Consider the following 14928-nt stretch of genomic DNA (forward strand, 5'->3'; position numbering starts at 1 on the left):
ACCGGTCGACGGAAGCGCGGTCGGGGGGAGGCGCGGACGATGCGGACACCACGTGTACCCATAGCATATAATACCGGACCTGCGCAAAGGATGCCTATGACCGCTGACGACCGACTCGACAGGCGAGCGTTCCTCAAACTGACTGGCGGCGCGGCGACGACGGCCGCGCTCGCTGGCTGTAGCGGAACGGGAGGTTCCGAGGGCGAGGGGGGTGGTTCGACCGAAGCGTCGACCGACTCGGGTGGCGAATCCACCGAGATGTCGACCGAGACGTCCGAATCGGGCGGGAGCGAGTCGACCGGTGACTTCCCCGTCACCATCGTCCAGGGGAACATGCCCTCGGGGCTCGACCCCCACGACCACCGCGAGACGCCGACGGACGTCGTGATGCTCCACGCGTACGAGGGCGTCCTCACCCGCACCGCGGACGGGACCATCACCGAGGCGCTCGCGACGGGGTACGAACGGGTCGACGGCGAGAACACGGTCACGTTCACCATCCGCGAGGACGTGCCGTTCCACAACGGCGACACCCTCACGCCCGACGACGTCGCGTACTCCATCAACCGCATCGTGCAGGAGGACGTCGGCTTCGCCAGCCCGCAGCGCGACCAACTCGCCGGCGTCACGGGCGCGGAAGCCACCGACGAGACGACCGTGACGGTCCAGAACGACGGCCTCAACCCTATCGTCTTCTCCGAGTTCGCCACCTACTGCGACGTGATGCAGCAGAGTTGGGTAGAGGAGCGCTCGAAGGCCGAGGTCGGCCAGCAGATGAACGGCACCGGACCCTTCCAGCTCGAATCGTACACCGAGGACGAGGAAGTCGTCTTCACCCCGTTCGAGAACTACTGGGGCGACGCGGTGGAGGTGACGGAACTCACCTTCCGCGCCGCCAGCGAGGCCGGCACCCGGGTCAATCAACTGCTCCAGGGCGAGGCCGACGTCATCGTGAACGTCCCGCCACAGGAGGTCCAGCGGGTCAACGACAACTCCGGCACGCGCATCGCCGCCGCGCCGAGTACGCGCATCATCTACAACGCGATGCGCTACGACGTCGAGCCGTTCTCGTCCCAGCAGTTCCGCCAGGCGATGAACTACGCCGTCGACCTGAACAGCATCGTCGAGAACGTCCTCGGCGGGTTCGGGTCGCCCACCGGCCAACCCACCCTCGAAAGCTTCGTCGGGCACAACCCCGACGTCGAGCCGTACCCGTACGACCCCGACGAGGCCGAGCGTCTCGTCGAGGAGAGCGGTCACGCCGGCGTCGAAATCGAACTCAACACGCCCGTCGGCCGGTACCTGAAGGACCTCGAAATCGCCCAGGCGGTCGCGGGCTTCATCGACGAACTCCCGAACGTCTCCGCCACCGTGCGCCAGCGCGACTTCGGGTCGCTCGTCGACGAACTCCTGACCGGAAACATCGAGGACAAGCCGCCGTGGTACCTCATCGGCTGGGGCGAGGCCACCTTCGACGGCGGCCTCGTCATGACCGCGCTGTTGACCAGCGACGGCGCGCTCTCCTCGTGGAGCAACGAGGAGTTCGACTCCTTGCTCGCCGACGCGGGCGACCAGTCAGGCGACACCCGCGAGGCGACGCTGCAGGAGGCGAACGCCCTCGCGCACGACCAGGCGCCGTGGGTCTTCCTGAACCGCCAGTACAGCGTCTACGGCGTCTCCGAGCGCGTCGCGTGGGAGCCACGCAGCGACGAGCGCATCGACGCGTCGGCGATGACCCCCCAGTAGGCTGTCGATGTCGCTGGCCAGGTTCCTCGTCAAGCGCGCGCTCCAGGGCGTCCTCGTCGTCTGGGGGGTCGTCACGGTGGTGTTCGGCCTCCGGTTCATCTCCCCGGGCGACCCCGCGAACGTCCTCCTCCCGCCGGACGTCGACCCCCAGGTACGACAGCAGGTGATCGCCGAACTCGGCCTCAACAAACCGCTGCACGTCCAGTACTTCGAGTTCGTCGCCGGCATCCCCGTCGGTGACCTCGGCCTCTCGCTCGTGACCCGGACGCCCGTCACCGGCAGGGTGCTCTCGAAGGTGCCCGCGACGCTCGAACTCGCCATCGCCGCGACGGTCGTCGCCGTCGTCATCGCCATTCCGCTGGGCGTGGTGAGCGCGACCCGCCGGCACGAACCCGCCGACTACGGCGCGACGCTGTTCTCGCTCTTGGGGATTTCGACGCCGAACTTCTGGCTCGGCGTGATGCTCATCATCGTCCTCGCCGTCCAACTGGACCTCTTCCCGACGAGCCAGCGACCGATCGGACTGGACGGCGTGTTCGGCCTCCTCGTCGCGGGGCAGGTCGGGAACGCGGTCGACGGCCTGCTGGCGTGGGCGTGGCACATCACGCTCCCCGCCGTCACGCTGGGAACGTACTTCACGGCGCTCATCACCCGGCTGACCAGAAGCGGGATGCTCGACGAACTGGGGAAGACCTACGTCAGAGCCGCCCGCGCCAAAGGGTTGCCCGAGACGCTCACGCGCTACCGGCACGCGCTCCGGAACACGCTCATTCCCGTCATCACCGTCGTCGGCCTCCAACTGGGGACGCTCATCGGCGGGGCGGTCATCACCGAGGCCGTCTTCGCCTGGCCCGGCCTCGGAACCCTGATCATCAACTCCATCAACGCACGCGACTGGCCGGTGTTGCAGGGCTCTCTCATCATCGTCGCCGTCGGCTTCGTCCTCGTGAACATCCTCGTCGACACGCTGTACGCGTACGTCAACCCGCAGGTGGCGTTCGACTGATGCGCTCGGACGTCCTCGCCGCCGTCGTTCGGTCGCTTCGCTCCGCGGTGTCGCCCCGTACCGTCAGGAGCCTCAGGCGCGAACTCCGGCGGAACTCGCTGGCGAAGGTCGGCATCGTCGTCGTCGCGCTCGTGCTCGCGGTGGCGACGCTGGCGCCGCTCATCGCCCCGTACAACCCCGGCTCACAGAACCTCGAAGAGGCGCGCGAACCGCCGCTGGGCTTTTCGACCACGGAGACACAGGAGGTGACGAAGACCGAGAACGGGAGCGTCGTCATCGAGGACGGGAGCGTCGTCACCGAGACGAGAGTCGTCTCGAACAACGCGACGCTCGCACACCCGCTCGGTACCGACGGGAACGGCCGCGACATCCTCTCGCGGCTCATCTACGGCGCGCGAACGTCGATGCTCGTCGGCGTCTTCGGAACCACGCTCGCCGCGCTCGTCGGCGTCACCGTCGGCCTCACCGCCGGCTACGCCCGCGGCCGCGTCGACGACGCCCTCATGCGCGCGGCGGACGTGATGCTCGCGTTCCCCTCGCTCGTGCTCGCCATCGCCCTCGTCGGCGTCTGGGGGCAGGCGCAGGTGCGCTTTCCCGACCCGCTGGTGGTCACGGGCGTCGAGGAGGCGTGGCGGAGCGCCGTCGGTCTCTCGTCCGCCGGGTCGATGCCGACGACGGTCGTCCTCCCGGGGACGGTCGTGGTCGTCGTCGCGCTCGTCAACTGGGTCTGGTTCGCCCGCGTGTCGCGGGGGAGGCCCTGGCGTTGAGAGAGGAGGAGTACGTCAAGGCCGCCCGGGCGGTGGGCGCGTCCGACACCAGAATCGTGTTCAAGCACGTCCTGCCGAACGCCATCACGCCCATCCTCGTCCTGGCGACCATCCAGGTGGCCGCCATCATCCTCTTAGAGAGTGCGCTCTCGTTCCTCGGTTTCTCGGGGCGAACGTCTCGTGGGGGTTCGACATCGCGCTCGGCCGGCAGTACCAGTCGACCGCGTGGTGGATATCGACGATGCCCGGCCTCGCTATCGTGATCACCGTCATCGGCCTCAACCTCGTCGGGGACTGGCTGCGTGACGCGTTAGACCCCGGTATCGAAGGGGAGGGTGGCGTATGAGTTCGCCTTCGCGTTCAGGGTCGGATTCGAATTCGAGGTCGACCGGGGAGACGCTCCTCCGCGTCCGCGACCTTCGAACGCGCTTTTTCACCGAGGAGGGACAGATCAACGCCGTCGAGGGCGTGAGCTTCGACGTCCGCGACGGCGAGGTGTTCGGCATCGTCGGCGAGTCGGGGTCGGGAAAGTCGGTGACGGCGCTCTCGCTCCTCGACCTCATCGAGTCGCCCGGCCGGATCACGAGCGGCGAGGTGTGGTACCGGAACCCGGACCTCGCCGAGGAGTTCCGCGACTCCACGCCCGACGCCGTCGACGGCGACTTCGTCGACCTCCGGGAGGTTCCCGAAGGCGTGCGGCGGTCGCTCCGCGGGCCGGCGTTCTCGATGGTGTTCCAGGACCCGATGTCGTCGTTCAACCCCTCGATCACGGTGGGGACACAGATCGCCGAGGCGGTCGAGGTGCAGCGTCGCGCGCGCGCGAACCCCCGGCGGACGCGCTCGCGCACCCAGGGGTACGGCCTCGCCAGCTACATCCGCGACACCCTGCTCCCCTCGCGGGACTACGTCTCCGAGGCGAGCCAGGAGCGGGCGGTCGAACTGCTCGAACAGGTCGGCATCCCGGACCCCGAAGAGCGCGCGGAGGAGTACCCCCACCAGTTCTCGGGGGGATGCTCCAGCGGGCGATGGTCGCACAGGCGCTCGCGGGCGAACCGGACGTCCTCGTCGCGGACGAGCCCACGACGGCGCTCGACGTCACGATTCAGGCGCAGATACTGAACCTCCTGCGCGACCTCCAGGACGAAAGAGGGATGAGCGTCGTGATGATCACCCACGACCTGGGCGTCATCGCGCGGATGTGCGACCGGGTCGGCGTGATGTACGCCGGCGAAATCGTCGAGCGCGGGACCCTCGAAGACGTGTTCGAGACCCCCGTCCACCCGTACACGCAGGGGCTCCTGGGGTCGATTCCGGACCTCCAGAACCCGGCCCCGCGGCTCCAGCCCATCGAGGGGAACGTTCCCTCCCTCCTCGATTCGGAGATGGGCGACCGCTGTTACTTCGCGGACCGCTGTCCGAAGGCGATGGACGCGTGTCTCCACCGCATCGACGAGCGGACGGTCGACGACGAGCACGCGGTCCGGTGTGTCCTCGCCGACCGGGAGTTCGACCGGGCGGACGCGCTCGACGACGGCTTCTTCGACGAACGCGACGGAGCGGGGGAGGAAACGGAGGTGCGCGCGGATGACTAGCGGCGAGGAGCGCCCGCTCGTCGAGGTCCGCGACCTCCAGAAGTACTACTTCGAGCAGGACACGCTCGTCGACCGGCTACTGGGGAACGAGACGCGGAGCGTGAAGGCCGTCGACGGCGTGAGCTTCGACATCCACGAGGGGGAGACCCTGGGACTGGTCGGCGAGTCGGGCTGTGGGAAGTCCACGACCGGCGAGACGGTGCTCAGACTCCGCGAGGCCACCGGCGGCGACGTCCGGTTCGACGGCGAGTCGGTGTCGGAGTTGAGCGGAAGCGACCTCGCGCGCTTTCGCCGTCGGGCACAGATCGTCTTTCAGGACCCCTTTTCGAGCCTGGACCCGCGAATGACCGTCGGCGAGATAATCGCCGAACCGCTCGTCGTCCACGACCTCCCCGACGAACCCGTCGAGGGGAGCGCACGGGAGTGGCGCCGCGAGCGCGCCGCCGACCTGCTCGAACGCGTCGGTCTCTCGGCCTCACAGCTCGACCGGTACCCCCACGAGTTCTCGGGCGGCCAGCGCCAGCGCGTCGGCATCGCCCGGGCGCTGGCGCTCGACCCCGACTTCATCGTCCTCGACGAGCCGGTGTCGGCGCTCGACGTGAGCGTCCAGGCGCAGGTGCTGAACCTCCTCTCGGACCTGCAGGACGAGTTCGGCCTCACGTACCTGTTCATCGCACACGACCTGAGCGTGGTGCGGCATCTGTGCGACCGCGTCGCCGTGATGTATCTCGGAAGCGTCGTCGAACTCGGCCCCGTCGACGCCATCTTCGAGTCGCCGGACCACCCGTACACGCAGGCGCTCTTGGAGAGTGTCCCGCGCGCCAGTGTCGAAGAACAGGGACGGTACGTCGAGACGCTGACCGGCGACGTGCCCTCCCCGCGGAACCCTCCCTCCGGCTGTCGGTTCCGGACGCGGTGTCCCGTGGTGATTCCGCCTGCGGACGTGGACATCGACCAAGGGGCTTACCGCGCCGTGATGGACCTCCGCGACGCGCTCGAACGCGGCGACCTCGACGCCGAGTCGGTGTGGGGCCGACTCGACGCCGAGCGCGGCGACGAGGAGGCGTTCGTCGAATCCGTCCGCGAGACGTATCTCGACGGACAGACCCTCTCGGGGGAGAACGAGCGCGTCGTCGGAGAGGCCGTGGCGGCGCTGGCGCGAGAAGAGCACGCGACGGCGACCGACCTCCTCGCGGAGCGGTTCGCGAGCGTCTGTGAGACGGACCAACCGACGCTTGGGGCCGACGAACACACCGCCGCGTGTCACCTCGTCGGCGGGGAGGAGACGCCGACGTCCCGGACGGACGACACCACGAGGACGAACTGAAAGACACTTCTCTTCCCGACGACTGGAGCCGGTGTGACCCGCTACCGGAACCTCGCCCTGTTTCTGTTTCTCGCGGCAGTGTGGGGCTCGGCGTTCATGGCTATCAAGGCCGGCCTCGCGTACTTTCCCCCCGTCCTGTTCGCGGCGGTCCGGTACGACATCGCGGGGGTCGTGATGCTGGCGTACGCGGTCTACGTGGTCGACGATCCGGTCCCCCGCGGCCGGACCCAGTGGGCGGTCGTCGCCGTCGGCTCGCTGTTGCTCATCGCGGGCTACCACGCCCTGTTGTTCGTCGGCGAGACCGATCCGGCCGTCACCTCGGCGGCCGCGGCCGTCATCGTCTCGCTGAGTCCCGTCCTGACGACGGGGTTCGCCCGCCTCTTCCTCCCGGGCGAGCGACTCACGACCGTCGGCACCGTCGGTCTCCTCCTGGGCCTCGTGGGGGTCGTCGTCCTCACCCGACCGGACCCGAACGACCTCCTCGGCGGCGGCGCGGTGGCGAAACTGCTCGTGTTCGCGGCGGCGACCGCCTTCGCGCTCGGGTCGGTCCTCACCCGTAAACTGGACAGCGACATCCCCATCGAGACGATGGAGGCGTGGTCGATGGTCGGCGGCGCGCTCGCCTTGCACCTCGTGAGTCTGGGCCTCGGAGAGTCCCCCGCCGCGGTCGTCTGGACCGTCGAGTCGGTGACGGCGCTGTTGTATCTGTCCGTCGCGGCGTCGGCCGTCGGCTTCCTCGTGTACTTCGACCTGCTCGACCGCCTCGGCCCCATCGAGATCAACCTCGTCTCGTACGTGGCCCCGGTGTTCGCGGCGCTCTCGGGGTGGCTGTTCCTCGCCGAGGTGCCGACCGCCTACACCGTCGTCGGCTTCGCGCTCATCTTCGCCGGGTTCGTCCTCGTCAAACACCGCACCGTCCGCGACGAACTCCCCCGGCTCCGACGGCGTGGCCGCGCGTTCTTCGCGGGCGACGACTGAGTCGCGTCCCGCGTTCCGGTTCTCCCGTCACCGACGCTTCAGCCCCGGTCCTGGCCGGCGTCTTCGACACCGTCGGCCGCCTCGGCCTCGACGACCTCTCCGACCAGTGCCCAGCCGTCGGCGGTCTCCCGACCGACGAGCACCGCCGTGTTGTCCTCGTTCGTGGTGAAGCGATACGTCCCGTTCCCGTCGACTCGGCGCCCCTCGGCCTGGAACTCCTGCTGGAAGAACTCGGCGCTGGAGAGTTCGAACACGCCCGTCGTGTCGTCGTCGAAGGTGAGTCGGAGCGGGTCCGGGGTGACGTTGTACATCCGCTTTGCGACCCTGTTGAGTTCGGCCATGCTCCCCGTTGACGGCGGGGGTTCACAAAAGCGCCGCGAGTCCCCTGTCGCTCCGGTATCGGCACCGGTTGCTGCTACCTGCTCAGTGATAAAATCGCATTCAATATGACGAATAAAAGAGTTAGAAGGTTCGATAAAACGTTACGCGAGAAGAGAGTCACTCGTGAAAGATTCGTTATCACGAGAATATCGCACTGAAACGAACTGAAGGCTCGGGCGGTTATATGTCGCTTTCGTGCCAGGGGGTAAACGAGGTCGCCCCCTATGTCCAACATGTGGTCCACGGTTTCCCGCGAACGCGCCTCCCGCCTCCGGGAGGTGGTACAGTCACAGCCCCTCCAACACGGCGCCCGACTGGTCGCCGCCCCCCTTCGATTCGTCGGCTTCTGGGCCGCCGTCGCCCTCCCGTTCCTCTACGTCCCGCTGCTCTTCGGCGGTCTCCAGGGGTCAGAGACCCTCGCGTTCGGCCTCCTGCTGGCCGCGAACGCGCTCGCGCTCGTGGTCGGCCACGGGCACGGACAGTAGCGGCACGGGACAAACGATAGCACACGCCGACCGAAAGCGGAACTTTCAGTACGGCCCATTCCCGAGAGCGTGTATGGGACTGAACCTCAGCAAGAAAGGAGTCGTCGGCGCGGTCCTCATGCTCGTCGGTGCGCTCGCGTTCCTGCCCGGCCTGTTACCCACCTCCGGACAGGTCGCGACCATCGCACTGCTCCCGGCGGCGCTCCTCCTGACCTACGGCACCTACCTCGTCGGCACCGACGGTTCGGGTCGCCCGGTCTGAGCGACGCACCGACGACCACGGTCGGACCGTTCTCTCGCTGATCACGCTGTGAGCGGTGCGGCCGCGTCTCTCCCTGCGATCACTGTCGCGTCGTCCGTCGAACTCGGAGAACGGACTGCGTCACACTCGGCCGGAACGAGAATCACACCGACCGAAGAGTGGGTCGGTGTGTCGGGGCGTGAGTGGGCCCCGTGGACTGGGTTGCGTGCCTGTTAGTTGGAATCGGGACCTGGGTAATAAATACATCCCCTCCCGTCTCGATATCGATAACCTCACTCGAGAGACAGTCCGCGGCGTCCCACACGTCGTCAGTCAGCGGCGGTGAAGTTCGCCGTCGCGCTCTTCCAGAACGCCCCGGTCGACGGCGCGCTGGACGACCTGCGACGCCTCCGTCGCCGAGAGGTCGTACGCGCTCTGTGCGACCGCCTCGGCCTCCGCGCGAGGGATGGGAAACTCGCGGTTCCGGAGGAACCGGAGGAGTTTGTGGTACACTCTGTCGAGGTCGGCCGACGGTTCGTTCGCCTCCGCCCCGCCCTGCTCCACGTGCTCTTCGCTGTCCGCGTCGTCCGTCGCCCCCTCATCCGTCGCCTCCTCATCCGGCTTCGGAGCGTCCGCCGTCTCCGTCCCGTCACCGAGTTCTCGCTCGTCCGTGGCGGTGGCCGTGTGCTCGTCGCTCCCGACCGAAGCGGAGGCGGACTCCGGAGAGTCGTCCGCCCCGCCAGCAGCGTCGAGGGTGTCGTCGACGTTTTCCCCCGCGTCCGCCGACGCCGATGCCGACATCGATGCCGATGTGGACGCGGAGAACGTGACCTCCTGCGTCGACGAGTCGGTTCGTTCGGACACGCCGCCCGACGAGTCGGGCGTGTCGTCGCCGGTAGGCGTCCCTGTCATCGGGGAGTGATCGGTCTCGACGGCGTCGCCGAGGCCCGTGCGTCCGACACCGTCAACGAGCGGCGCGAGCACGTTCGTGAGCTTGGTGTGACACCGATCACAGAGGACGACACGTGGCATCCGCTCGTCGGGGACCCCGGTTCGAGGCAGTGCCTCGTACTCCGAGAGCGCTCCCGTCGTCCCGCAGAAGTAACACGACCGCAGTTGGACCATACGCCGGCAACGGCCAGCGGCGTGCTAAACGTTTCGCTCAGTTCTATCGATTCTGATACTCACGTACTAACAGCTATACCCGACGCACTCGTGGACCCACACAGAACCGTTCGGGGGCCGCGGTGGTCCCCGAGAGAGAAGAGAGTCGAGCCAGTCAGAGATGAGCAAGGCACCCACGGCCGATGGCGACGCGGGCGGGGAACGGCCCCACACAGCGGACGCACCGCTCCGCCGGGTGCTGGCGGCGGCGGACGTCTCGCTCCTCGCGGCGGTCGTCGAGCGCTTCTGGGAGGACCGAGGCTACCGCACCACGCGCACCAAACGGGGGAGCCAGCGGTTCCTCCTGGTCCGAGACCCCGCGGGCGACCCGGCCCACATCGTGTGGCTCGACCCGGACGCGCGGGCGACGCCGAAACACATCGAGCGCCTCGACCGGATGGCCGCCTCGTTCGGCGACACCGAGGCGACGGTGACGACCGGACGCGACTACGACAGCGCGGTCTACGCCGCCGCCGAGAAGCACGACATCGAGTGTCTCGCCGACGAGCAACTGGTGACGCTCGTCACCAAGAGCGGCCTCCAGGCGGTGGTCCGGAGGCACGCGACGCCGTCGCGGGGGGCGCCGTCGCCGACGGTGGCGCTACTCAGCCCTCGACGTTCGAACTCCGGCCCCCGGCGGACCACCCGCTCGCCGTCCGGGCAGGGCTCGTCGTCGGGGGGACCGTCCTCTCGCTCATGGCGGTGTGGGCCGGTGCCGCGGAGGTGACGGCACGGCTGCAAGCCTGTACCACGGGGTGTTCGCCGCTGTGGCTCGCGAGCTTCCTCCCGCTTTTCGTGATGCTGACCGCGAGTTTCGCCGTCGTCGTCGGCGTGTTCGACTGAGCCGGCTTACGGCTTGTGCGTAAACAGGACGACCTGTCCGTCGTGCGTCGTCGTACAGAGGTCGAGCGGCATGCTGAGTTCGAGGCTGTTGAACTCGTCCTCACAGACGACGAGGTCGTCGAACGGCTCTCCACAGGCGGGGCAGACGATACTGACCGTGTTCCGGTAGCGTCGGATGCCGCCGGCAGTCTCCTGGACCGTCAGCGACGAGAGCATCTCGTCGAAGTCTTCCATACTCGGGGAGTGACCCGTGGTGACATAAACCTCGGGGAGTCGGGCTCTTGTAGCGTAGATCAGGGCTCGCCCGTCGCCCACGACTCGTCGCCGAACGCCGGCGGGAGCGGGGCGCGGTTCGTCGTCGAGAACTGCATCGGTGCGCCGGCGCTGGTCCGCTCGCGCGACGAACGGTCGGCGGTCGTGCTGGCGATGTCGGTGTGATCTGTGGTCGGTGTCGAGTCGGTCGGGTTGGGTGTCGTGCTCATTCGAGGGGGTCGGAACGGGACGGTCTGGTGACGATGCGCTCGGGAGGAAAATCAGTCGCGTACGCGTACTTCGGGCATCGTCGTTCTACTCACAGGACGTTCACGAACTATCATAAACGTTCCGCGAGAAGCGATGTCACACCTCACGAGCCGTATCCCCCGGTCGCAGGACTCGACGACGGGACGTGCAGCAACGACCCACAACCTTCGACACGTTTTTATTCGTCACTCGTCCACTTCGGACTGCCTCCCTCCGACGAACTGTGTCTCGATGGGTCGCGTATATCCCGGGAGGTCACGGGAACCGCCGGTCGGTCGCACGAGGCGGCCACCGGTGAGCCACGTGGCGAACTCGACGCTGACCCCCCGCACGGCCGTCGCTCGTCGACGACTGCGTGAGCGGCCTGTAGTCAGCGCGTCCCGGCAATTCTCCCGAACAGTTGGTGAGCCACCGGCGTTGGCTGACGCCAGCGCCGGCGAACTGTCGAGACGCCCGGACACTCACCGTTCTCACTGCCGTGGACCGGAAGAAACAGATAAACCATCAGCCCGAGTGCATCGGACTAACCCACGATGTCCCCGAGACGCCGTTCCGCCGCCGGAGCCGCTGCCTTCGCTATCGTCCTCCTCCTCTGTGGGGTCGCCACGGTCACGCCACCGACCGCCGCGCAGTCCTCCTCAGTCGTCGTGACGAACGCGACACACACGCCGACCACACCCGCCGCCGGCGACACCTTTGAGGTCCGCGCGACCATCCGAAACCAGGCGGGTGCCGCCGGGCCGTTCACCGTCAACGAGGTCGCCGTCGAGGTCCCCGGCGGCGGACCCGGGGGACGGACGAGCGCGAGCGACCTCGGGGTGCTGTCCCCCGGCACGTCGATGGAGGTCGGTCTGTCCGCGACCGTCGACGAACCCGGCTGGCACCAGCTCAACGTGCTGGTCTACGGACAGACGACGACGGGTCGGGCCGTCCGGGTGGCGTATCCGGTCACCGTTCAGGTCGTCGAACCCCAGCGGCCACAGATCGACGCCGAGTTCGACGACGGCGTCGTCGGAGCCGAGTCGCCGGTGGACCTCACGGTCGCGAACGGGCTCTCGACCGGCATCCGGAACGTCCAGGTGGAGCTGATGGGGGAGAACGTCCGTATCGACCGCCCACGACGCGTCGGGTCGGCGCTCGGAAGCGAGGCGGAGGCGAACTACACGTTCGACGTGACGCCGACGCGAGCGGGCGACCAACGGCTCACCGCGCGGCTCACGTACACCGACGCCAGCGGCGAACGGCGGACCACGGAGGAGACGTTCCGCTACGCCGTCGAACCCTTAGAGCGGGACGTCCGACTCGACGTGGCGACGGTGAGAGGCGGTGACCCCGCCGTCGAGGTGACCGTCGTCAACCTCGGTAACGCGGACGTGGAGGACGTCGCGATCACCGGCGCGAGCGGGGACGCGACGCTCTCGACGGCTCTCGTCGACCGGGTCGAACCGCGAGACACCGAGACCGTCCGGTTGAACGTGACCGACCTCGCCGCGGTCGGTCCCGAACTCACCGTCCGCGCGGCGTACGAGGTCGCCGGCGAGCGTCACGAGGCCACGCGAACGGTGCGCGGGGTGTTCGTCCCGGGACGGATCGAACTCACCGGCATCGAGGTCACACAGACTGAGGCGGGGTCGGTCCGGGTCACCGGCACGGCGAGCAACGTCGGCACGACCGACGTGCAGGCCGTCACCGTCAGCGTCCGCGCCGGCGACGCGGTCGGTCCGGTCGACCCAGGTGCGGAGTACTTCGTCGGGGCCGTCGACGCGAGCGACTTCGCCTCCTTCACGCTGAACGCGCAGGTCGACGCCGGCAACGAGACGACCATCCCGCTCGAAGTGCGCTACCTCGTCGACGGCGACGAGCGCACGCGGACGGTCGAGGCGACGTACGACCCACCGGAGACGCCCGAACGACGCGGCTCCGGGTTCCCGCTGGTGGGCGTCGGCGTCGTCCTCGCGCTCGTCGTCGCCGGCGCGTTCCTCTGGAGGCGTCGCCGTGCTGCTTGAGGCGCGCGACGTCACCCGGCGGTACGACGTGGGCGCGGAGATCGTGACCGCGCTCTCGCACGTCGACTTCCGTGTCGAACCCGGCGAGTTCGTCGCGTGCGTCGGCCCGTCGGGGTCGGGGAAGTCGACGCTCCTGAACGTCCTCGGTCTCCTCGATACACCCACCGAGGGGTCGGTCCTCGTCGACGACGTCGACACCGGGACGCTCTCGGACGCCGAGCGAACCGCGCTCAGACGCGAGACCATCGGGTTCATCTTCCAGAGCTTCTACCTCATCCCGACGCTGACGGCCCGCGAGAACGTCGCGCTCCCGCGGCTGTTCGTCGGCTCCGCCGCCGAGCGCAACCGCCGGGCGGTCGACCTCCTGACGCGGTTCGGCCTCGGCGACCGGACCGAACACCGGCCGCCGCAGCTGAGCGGCGGACAGCAACAGCGCGTCGCCATCGCGCGGTCGCTCATCAACGAACCGGGCGTCCTGCTCGCCGACGAGCCGACGGGGAACCTCGACCAGGCGACCGGTCGACAGATCCTCCGGGAGTTCCAGGACATCACCGAGGAGGGCGTCAGCGTCGTCGCCGTCACGCACGACCGGCTCGTGACCGACCACGCCGACCGCGTCGTCGAACTCGTCGACGGACGGCTCGGCGCGTCCTCACGGGAGACACAGCATGTCTCGTGAGGGACAGCGCATATCTCCCGAGGGGGACGCCGACGCGTCGGCGGGAACGGGGACGTTCGCCGACCGCTTCCCCGTCCTCTCGCTGGCGGCGCGCAACCTCACGCGGACGAAGACCCGCTCGCTGCTCGCGGCGCTCGGCATCGCCATCGGCGTCATCGCCATCGCCTCGCTCGGCATGTTCGGCTCCGCGTTCCAGCGGGCGCAGATGGAGAACATCGGACAGATCGGCAACGACGTGGTGGTCGCCCCCGGCGAGGACCTCGGGAGACAGAACTTCACCGAGACGCAGTTGCGCGAGATACGGCGGGCGGCCGGCGGCGCCGAACTCGTCGCCGTCAAACGCGACAGCCGGGAGGTGACCTACCGTGGGGAGACCCAGAACCGAACGGTGTACGGCCTGGCCGATCCGGGCTCGCTGTACGACATCCGGGAGGGGTTCATCCCCGACCAGTGGCGCGATGGAGCGGTCGTCGGGGACGAACTCGCGGCCGACGAGGGCATCCGCGCGGGAGAGGCGCTGACGGTCGACGGGCAGACGTTCCGTGTCGTGGCGGTGCTCGACGGGGCGGGGCAGGCCTCGATCGTCAACCCCGACAACGCCGTACTCTTGCCGCCGGACCGGTTCGACGAGAACACCTACGCGCAGGTCGTCGTGCTCTCGGCATCGACAGCCGAGGCGAACGAGACGGCGATGCGCATCCGGGAGACGATGAACGACCGCCAAGAGCGCGTCCAGGTGTTCGAGTTCGGTCAGATCGCCGAGCAGATCGACCAGCTCTTCCTCCAGTTGAACCTCTTTCTCGTCGGCATCGGCGCGGTGTCGCTCGTCGTCGCCGGGACGAGCATCCTCAACGTGATGCTCATGTCGACGGTCGAGCGACGCGAGGAGATCGGCGTCCTCCGGGCGGTGGGCTTCGAGAAGCGCTCGGTCCTGCGCATCCTCCTGACCGAGGCGGGCATCCTCGGCCTCATCGGCGGCACCGTCGGCGCCGTCGTGAGCTTCCTCGTCGGAATGGGCGTCAACAGCCTCTTTTTAGGAGACCCGCTGGCGTTCGACACGCTCAGCGTCTTCTACCTCACGGTCGCGTTCGCCTTCGGTGTCGGGTCGAGCCTCGTCTCGGGCGCGTACCCCGCGTGGAAGGCCGCGACGCTTGACCCCGTGCGGGCGCTGCGGGGGAACTGACCGTTTCG

General features: G+C 68.4%; 15 protein-coding genes and 2 pseudogenes. 13 read left to right on the top strand and 4 right to left on the bottom strand.

Translation table 11 applies throughout. The annotated features are described in order from the left end of the window. Positions 1-96: 96 nt before the first annotated feature. The 6 genes and pseudogenes from C2R22_RS14210 to C2R22_RS14235 all read left to right on the top strand — a co-directional run bounded on the left by C2R22_RS14210 (position 97) and on the right by C2R22_RS14235 (position 7416). Positions 97-1746: an ABC transporter substrate-binding protein gene (locus tag C2R22_RS14210; RefSeq protein ID WP_103426338.1), complete on the top strand. Its 1650-nt coding sequence runs from the start codon at positions 97-99 to the stop codon at positions 1744-1746. 7 nt (positions 1747-1753) lie between these two features. Next, on the top strand, positions 1754-2752 hold the full coding sequence (locus C2R22_RS14215; protein ID WP_103426339.1) for an ABC transporter permease: 999 nt from the start codon (positions 1754-1756) through the stop codon (positions 2750-2752). Further along, positions 2752-3865, top strand: a pseudogene (locus C2R22_RS14220) (ABC transporter permease). The gene C2R22_RS14215 and the pseudogene C2R22_RS14220 overlap by 1 nt, the downstream one beginning before the upstream one ends. Next, positions 3862-5111, top strand: a pseudogene (locus C2R22_RS14225) (ABC transporter ATP-binding protein). The pseudogenes C2R22_RS14220 and C2R22_RS14225 overlap by 4 nt, the downstream one beginning before the upstream one ends. Beyond that, positions 5104-6438 carry an ABC transporter ATP-binding protein gene (locus C2R22_RS14230; protein WP_103426340.1) on the top strand — a complete coding sequence of 445 codons (1335 nt, stop codon included), beginning with the start codon at positions 5104-5106 and terminating at the stop codon, positions 6436-6438. The pseudogene C2R22_RS14225 and the gene C2R22_RS14230 overlap by 8 nt, the downstream one beginning before the upstream one ends. A 33-nt stretch (positions 6439-6471) precedes the next feature. Continuing rightward, positions 6472-7416 (top strand): DMT family transporter, encoded by a 945-nt coding sequence (locus tag C2R22_RS14235; protein WP_103426341.1) that lies wholly within the window; start codon positions 6472-6474, stop codon positions 7414-7416. 38 nt (positions 7417-7454) lie between these two features. Here C2R22_RS14235 and C2R22_RS14240 read toward each other — a convergent pair whose 3' ends face one another. Continuing rightward, complete coding sequence (locus C2R22_RS14240; protein ID WP_103426342.1) at positions 7455-7757, bottom strand: transcriptional regulator; 303 nt, start codon at positions 7755-7757, stop codon at positions 7455-7457. 264 nt (positions 7758-8021) lie between these two features. Between C2R22_RS14240 and C2R22_RS14245 the strand changes: the two genes are divergently transcribed. Both C2R22_RS14245 and C2R22_RS14250 read left to right on the top strand, forming a co-directional pair. Then, positions 8022-8282 carry a hypothetical protein gene (locus tag C2R22_RS14245; RefSeq protein WP_103426343.1) on the top strand — a complete coding sequence of 87 codons (261 nt, stop codon included), beginning with the start codon at positions 8022-8024 and terminating at the stop codon, positions 8280-8282. A gap of 73 nt (positions 8283-8355) precedes the next feature. Beyond that, positions 8356-8544, top strand: coding sequence for a hypothetical protein (locus tag C2R22_RS14250; RefSeq protein ID WP_103426344.1), 189 nt, complete (start codon positions 8356-8358; stop codon positions 8542-8544). A 312-nt stretch (positions 8545-8856) separates the two neighbouring features. On the opposite strand, the gene C2R22_RS14255 is transcribed toward C2R22_RS14250, so the two are convergent. After that, positions 8857-9648 (bottom strand): hypothetical protein, encoded by a 792-nt coding sequence (locus C2R22_RS14255; RefSeq protein ID WP_103426345.1) that lies wholly within the window; start codon positions 9646-9648, stop codon positions 8857-8859. Between the two features lie 160 nt (positions 9649-9808). Between C2R22_RS14255 and C2R22_RS14260 the strand changes: the two genes are divergently transcribed. Continuing rightward, a complete protein-coding gene (locus C2R22_RS14260; RefSeq protein WP_103426346.1) occupies positions 9809-10414 on the top strand; it encodes a hypothetical protein in 606 nt (201 codons plus the stop codon). Next, entirely contained in the window at positions 10384-10530 is a 147-nt protein-coding gene (locus tag C2R22_RS25130) for a hypothetical protein (RefSeq protein WP_162562509.1), read from the top strand. Before C2R22_RS14260 ends, C2R22_RS25130 begins: the two co-directional genes overlap by 31 nt. Positions 10531-10536: 6 nt before the next feature. Here the strand turns inward: C2R22_RS25130 and C2R22_RS14265 are convergent, their stop codons facing one another. Both C2R22_RS14265 and C2R22_RS14270 read right to left on the bottom strand, forming a co-directional pair. Then, complete coding sequence (locus C2R22_RS14265) at positions 10537-10764, bottom strand: DUF7385 family protein (RefSeq protein WP_103426347.1); 228 nt, start codon at positions 10762-10764, stop codon at positions 10537-10539. 59 nt (positions 10765-10823) lie between these two features. Further along, entirely contained in the window at positions 10824-11012 is a 189-nt protein-coding gene (locus C2R22_RS14270; protein ID WP_103426348.1) for a hypothetical protein, read from the bottom strand. 573 nt (positions 11013-11585) lie between these two features. On the opposite strand from C2R22_RS14270, the gene C2R22_RS14275 reads away from it, so the two are divergent. Genes C2R22_RS14275 through C2R22_RS14285 form a run of 3 tightly spaced genes read left to right on the top strand, consistent with a single transcriptional unit; the run spans position 11586 to position 14920 of the window. Continuing rightward, positions 11586-13058, top strand: a complete 1473-nt coding sequence (locus C2R22_RS14275) for a COG1361 family protein (RefSeq protein ID WP_103426349.1) — start codon at positions 11586-11588, stop codon at positions 13056-13058. Beyond that, positions 13048-13737: an ABC transporter ATP-binding protein gene (locus tag C2R22_RS14280; protein ID WP_103426350.1), complete on the top strand. Its 690-nt coding sequence runs from the start codon at positions 13048-13050 to the stop codon at positions 13735-13737. Before C2R22_RS14275 ends, C2R22_RS14280 begins: the two co-directional genes overlap by 11 nt. After that, on the top strand, positions 13727-14920 hold the full coding sequence (locus C2R22_RS14285) for an ABC transporter permease (protein ID WP_103426351.1): 1194 nt from the start codon (positions 13727-13729) through the stop codon (positions 14918-14920). Before C2R22_RS14280 ends, C2R22_RS14285 begins: the two co-directional genes overlap by 11 nt. Positions 14921-14928 lie beyond the last annotated feature (8 nt).

The organism is Salinigranum rubrum (assembly GCF_002906575.1).
Lineage (GTDB): Archaea > Halobacteriota > Halobacteria > Halobacteriales > Haloferacaceae > Salinigranum > Salinigranum rubrum.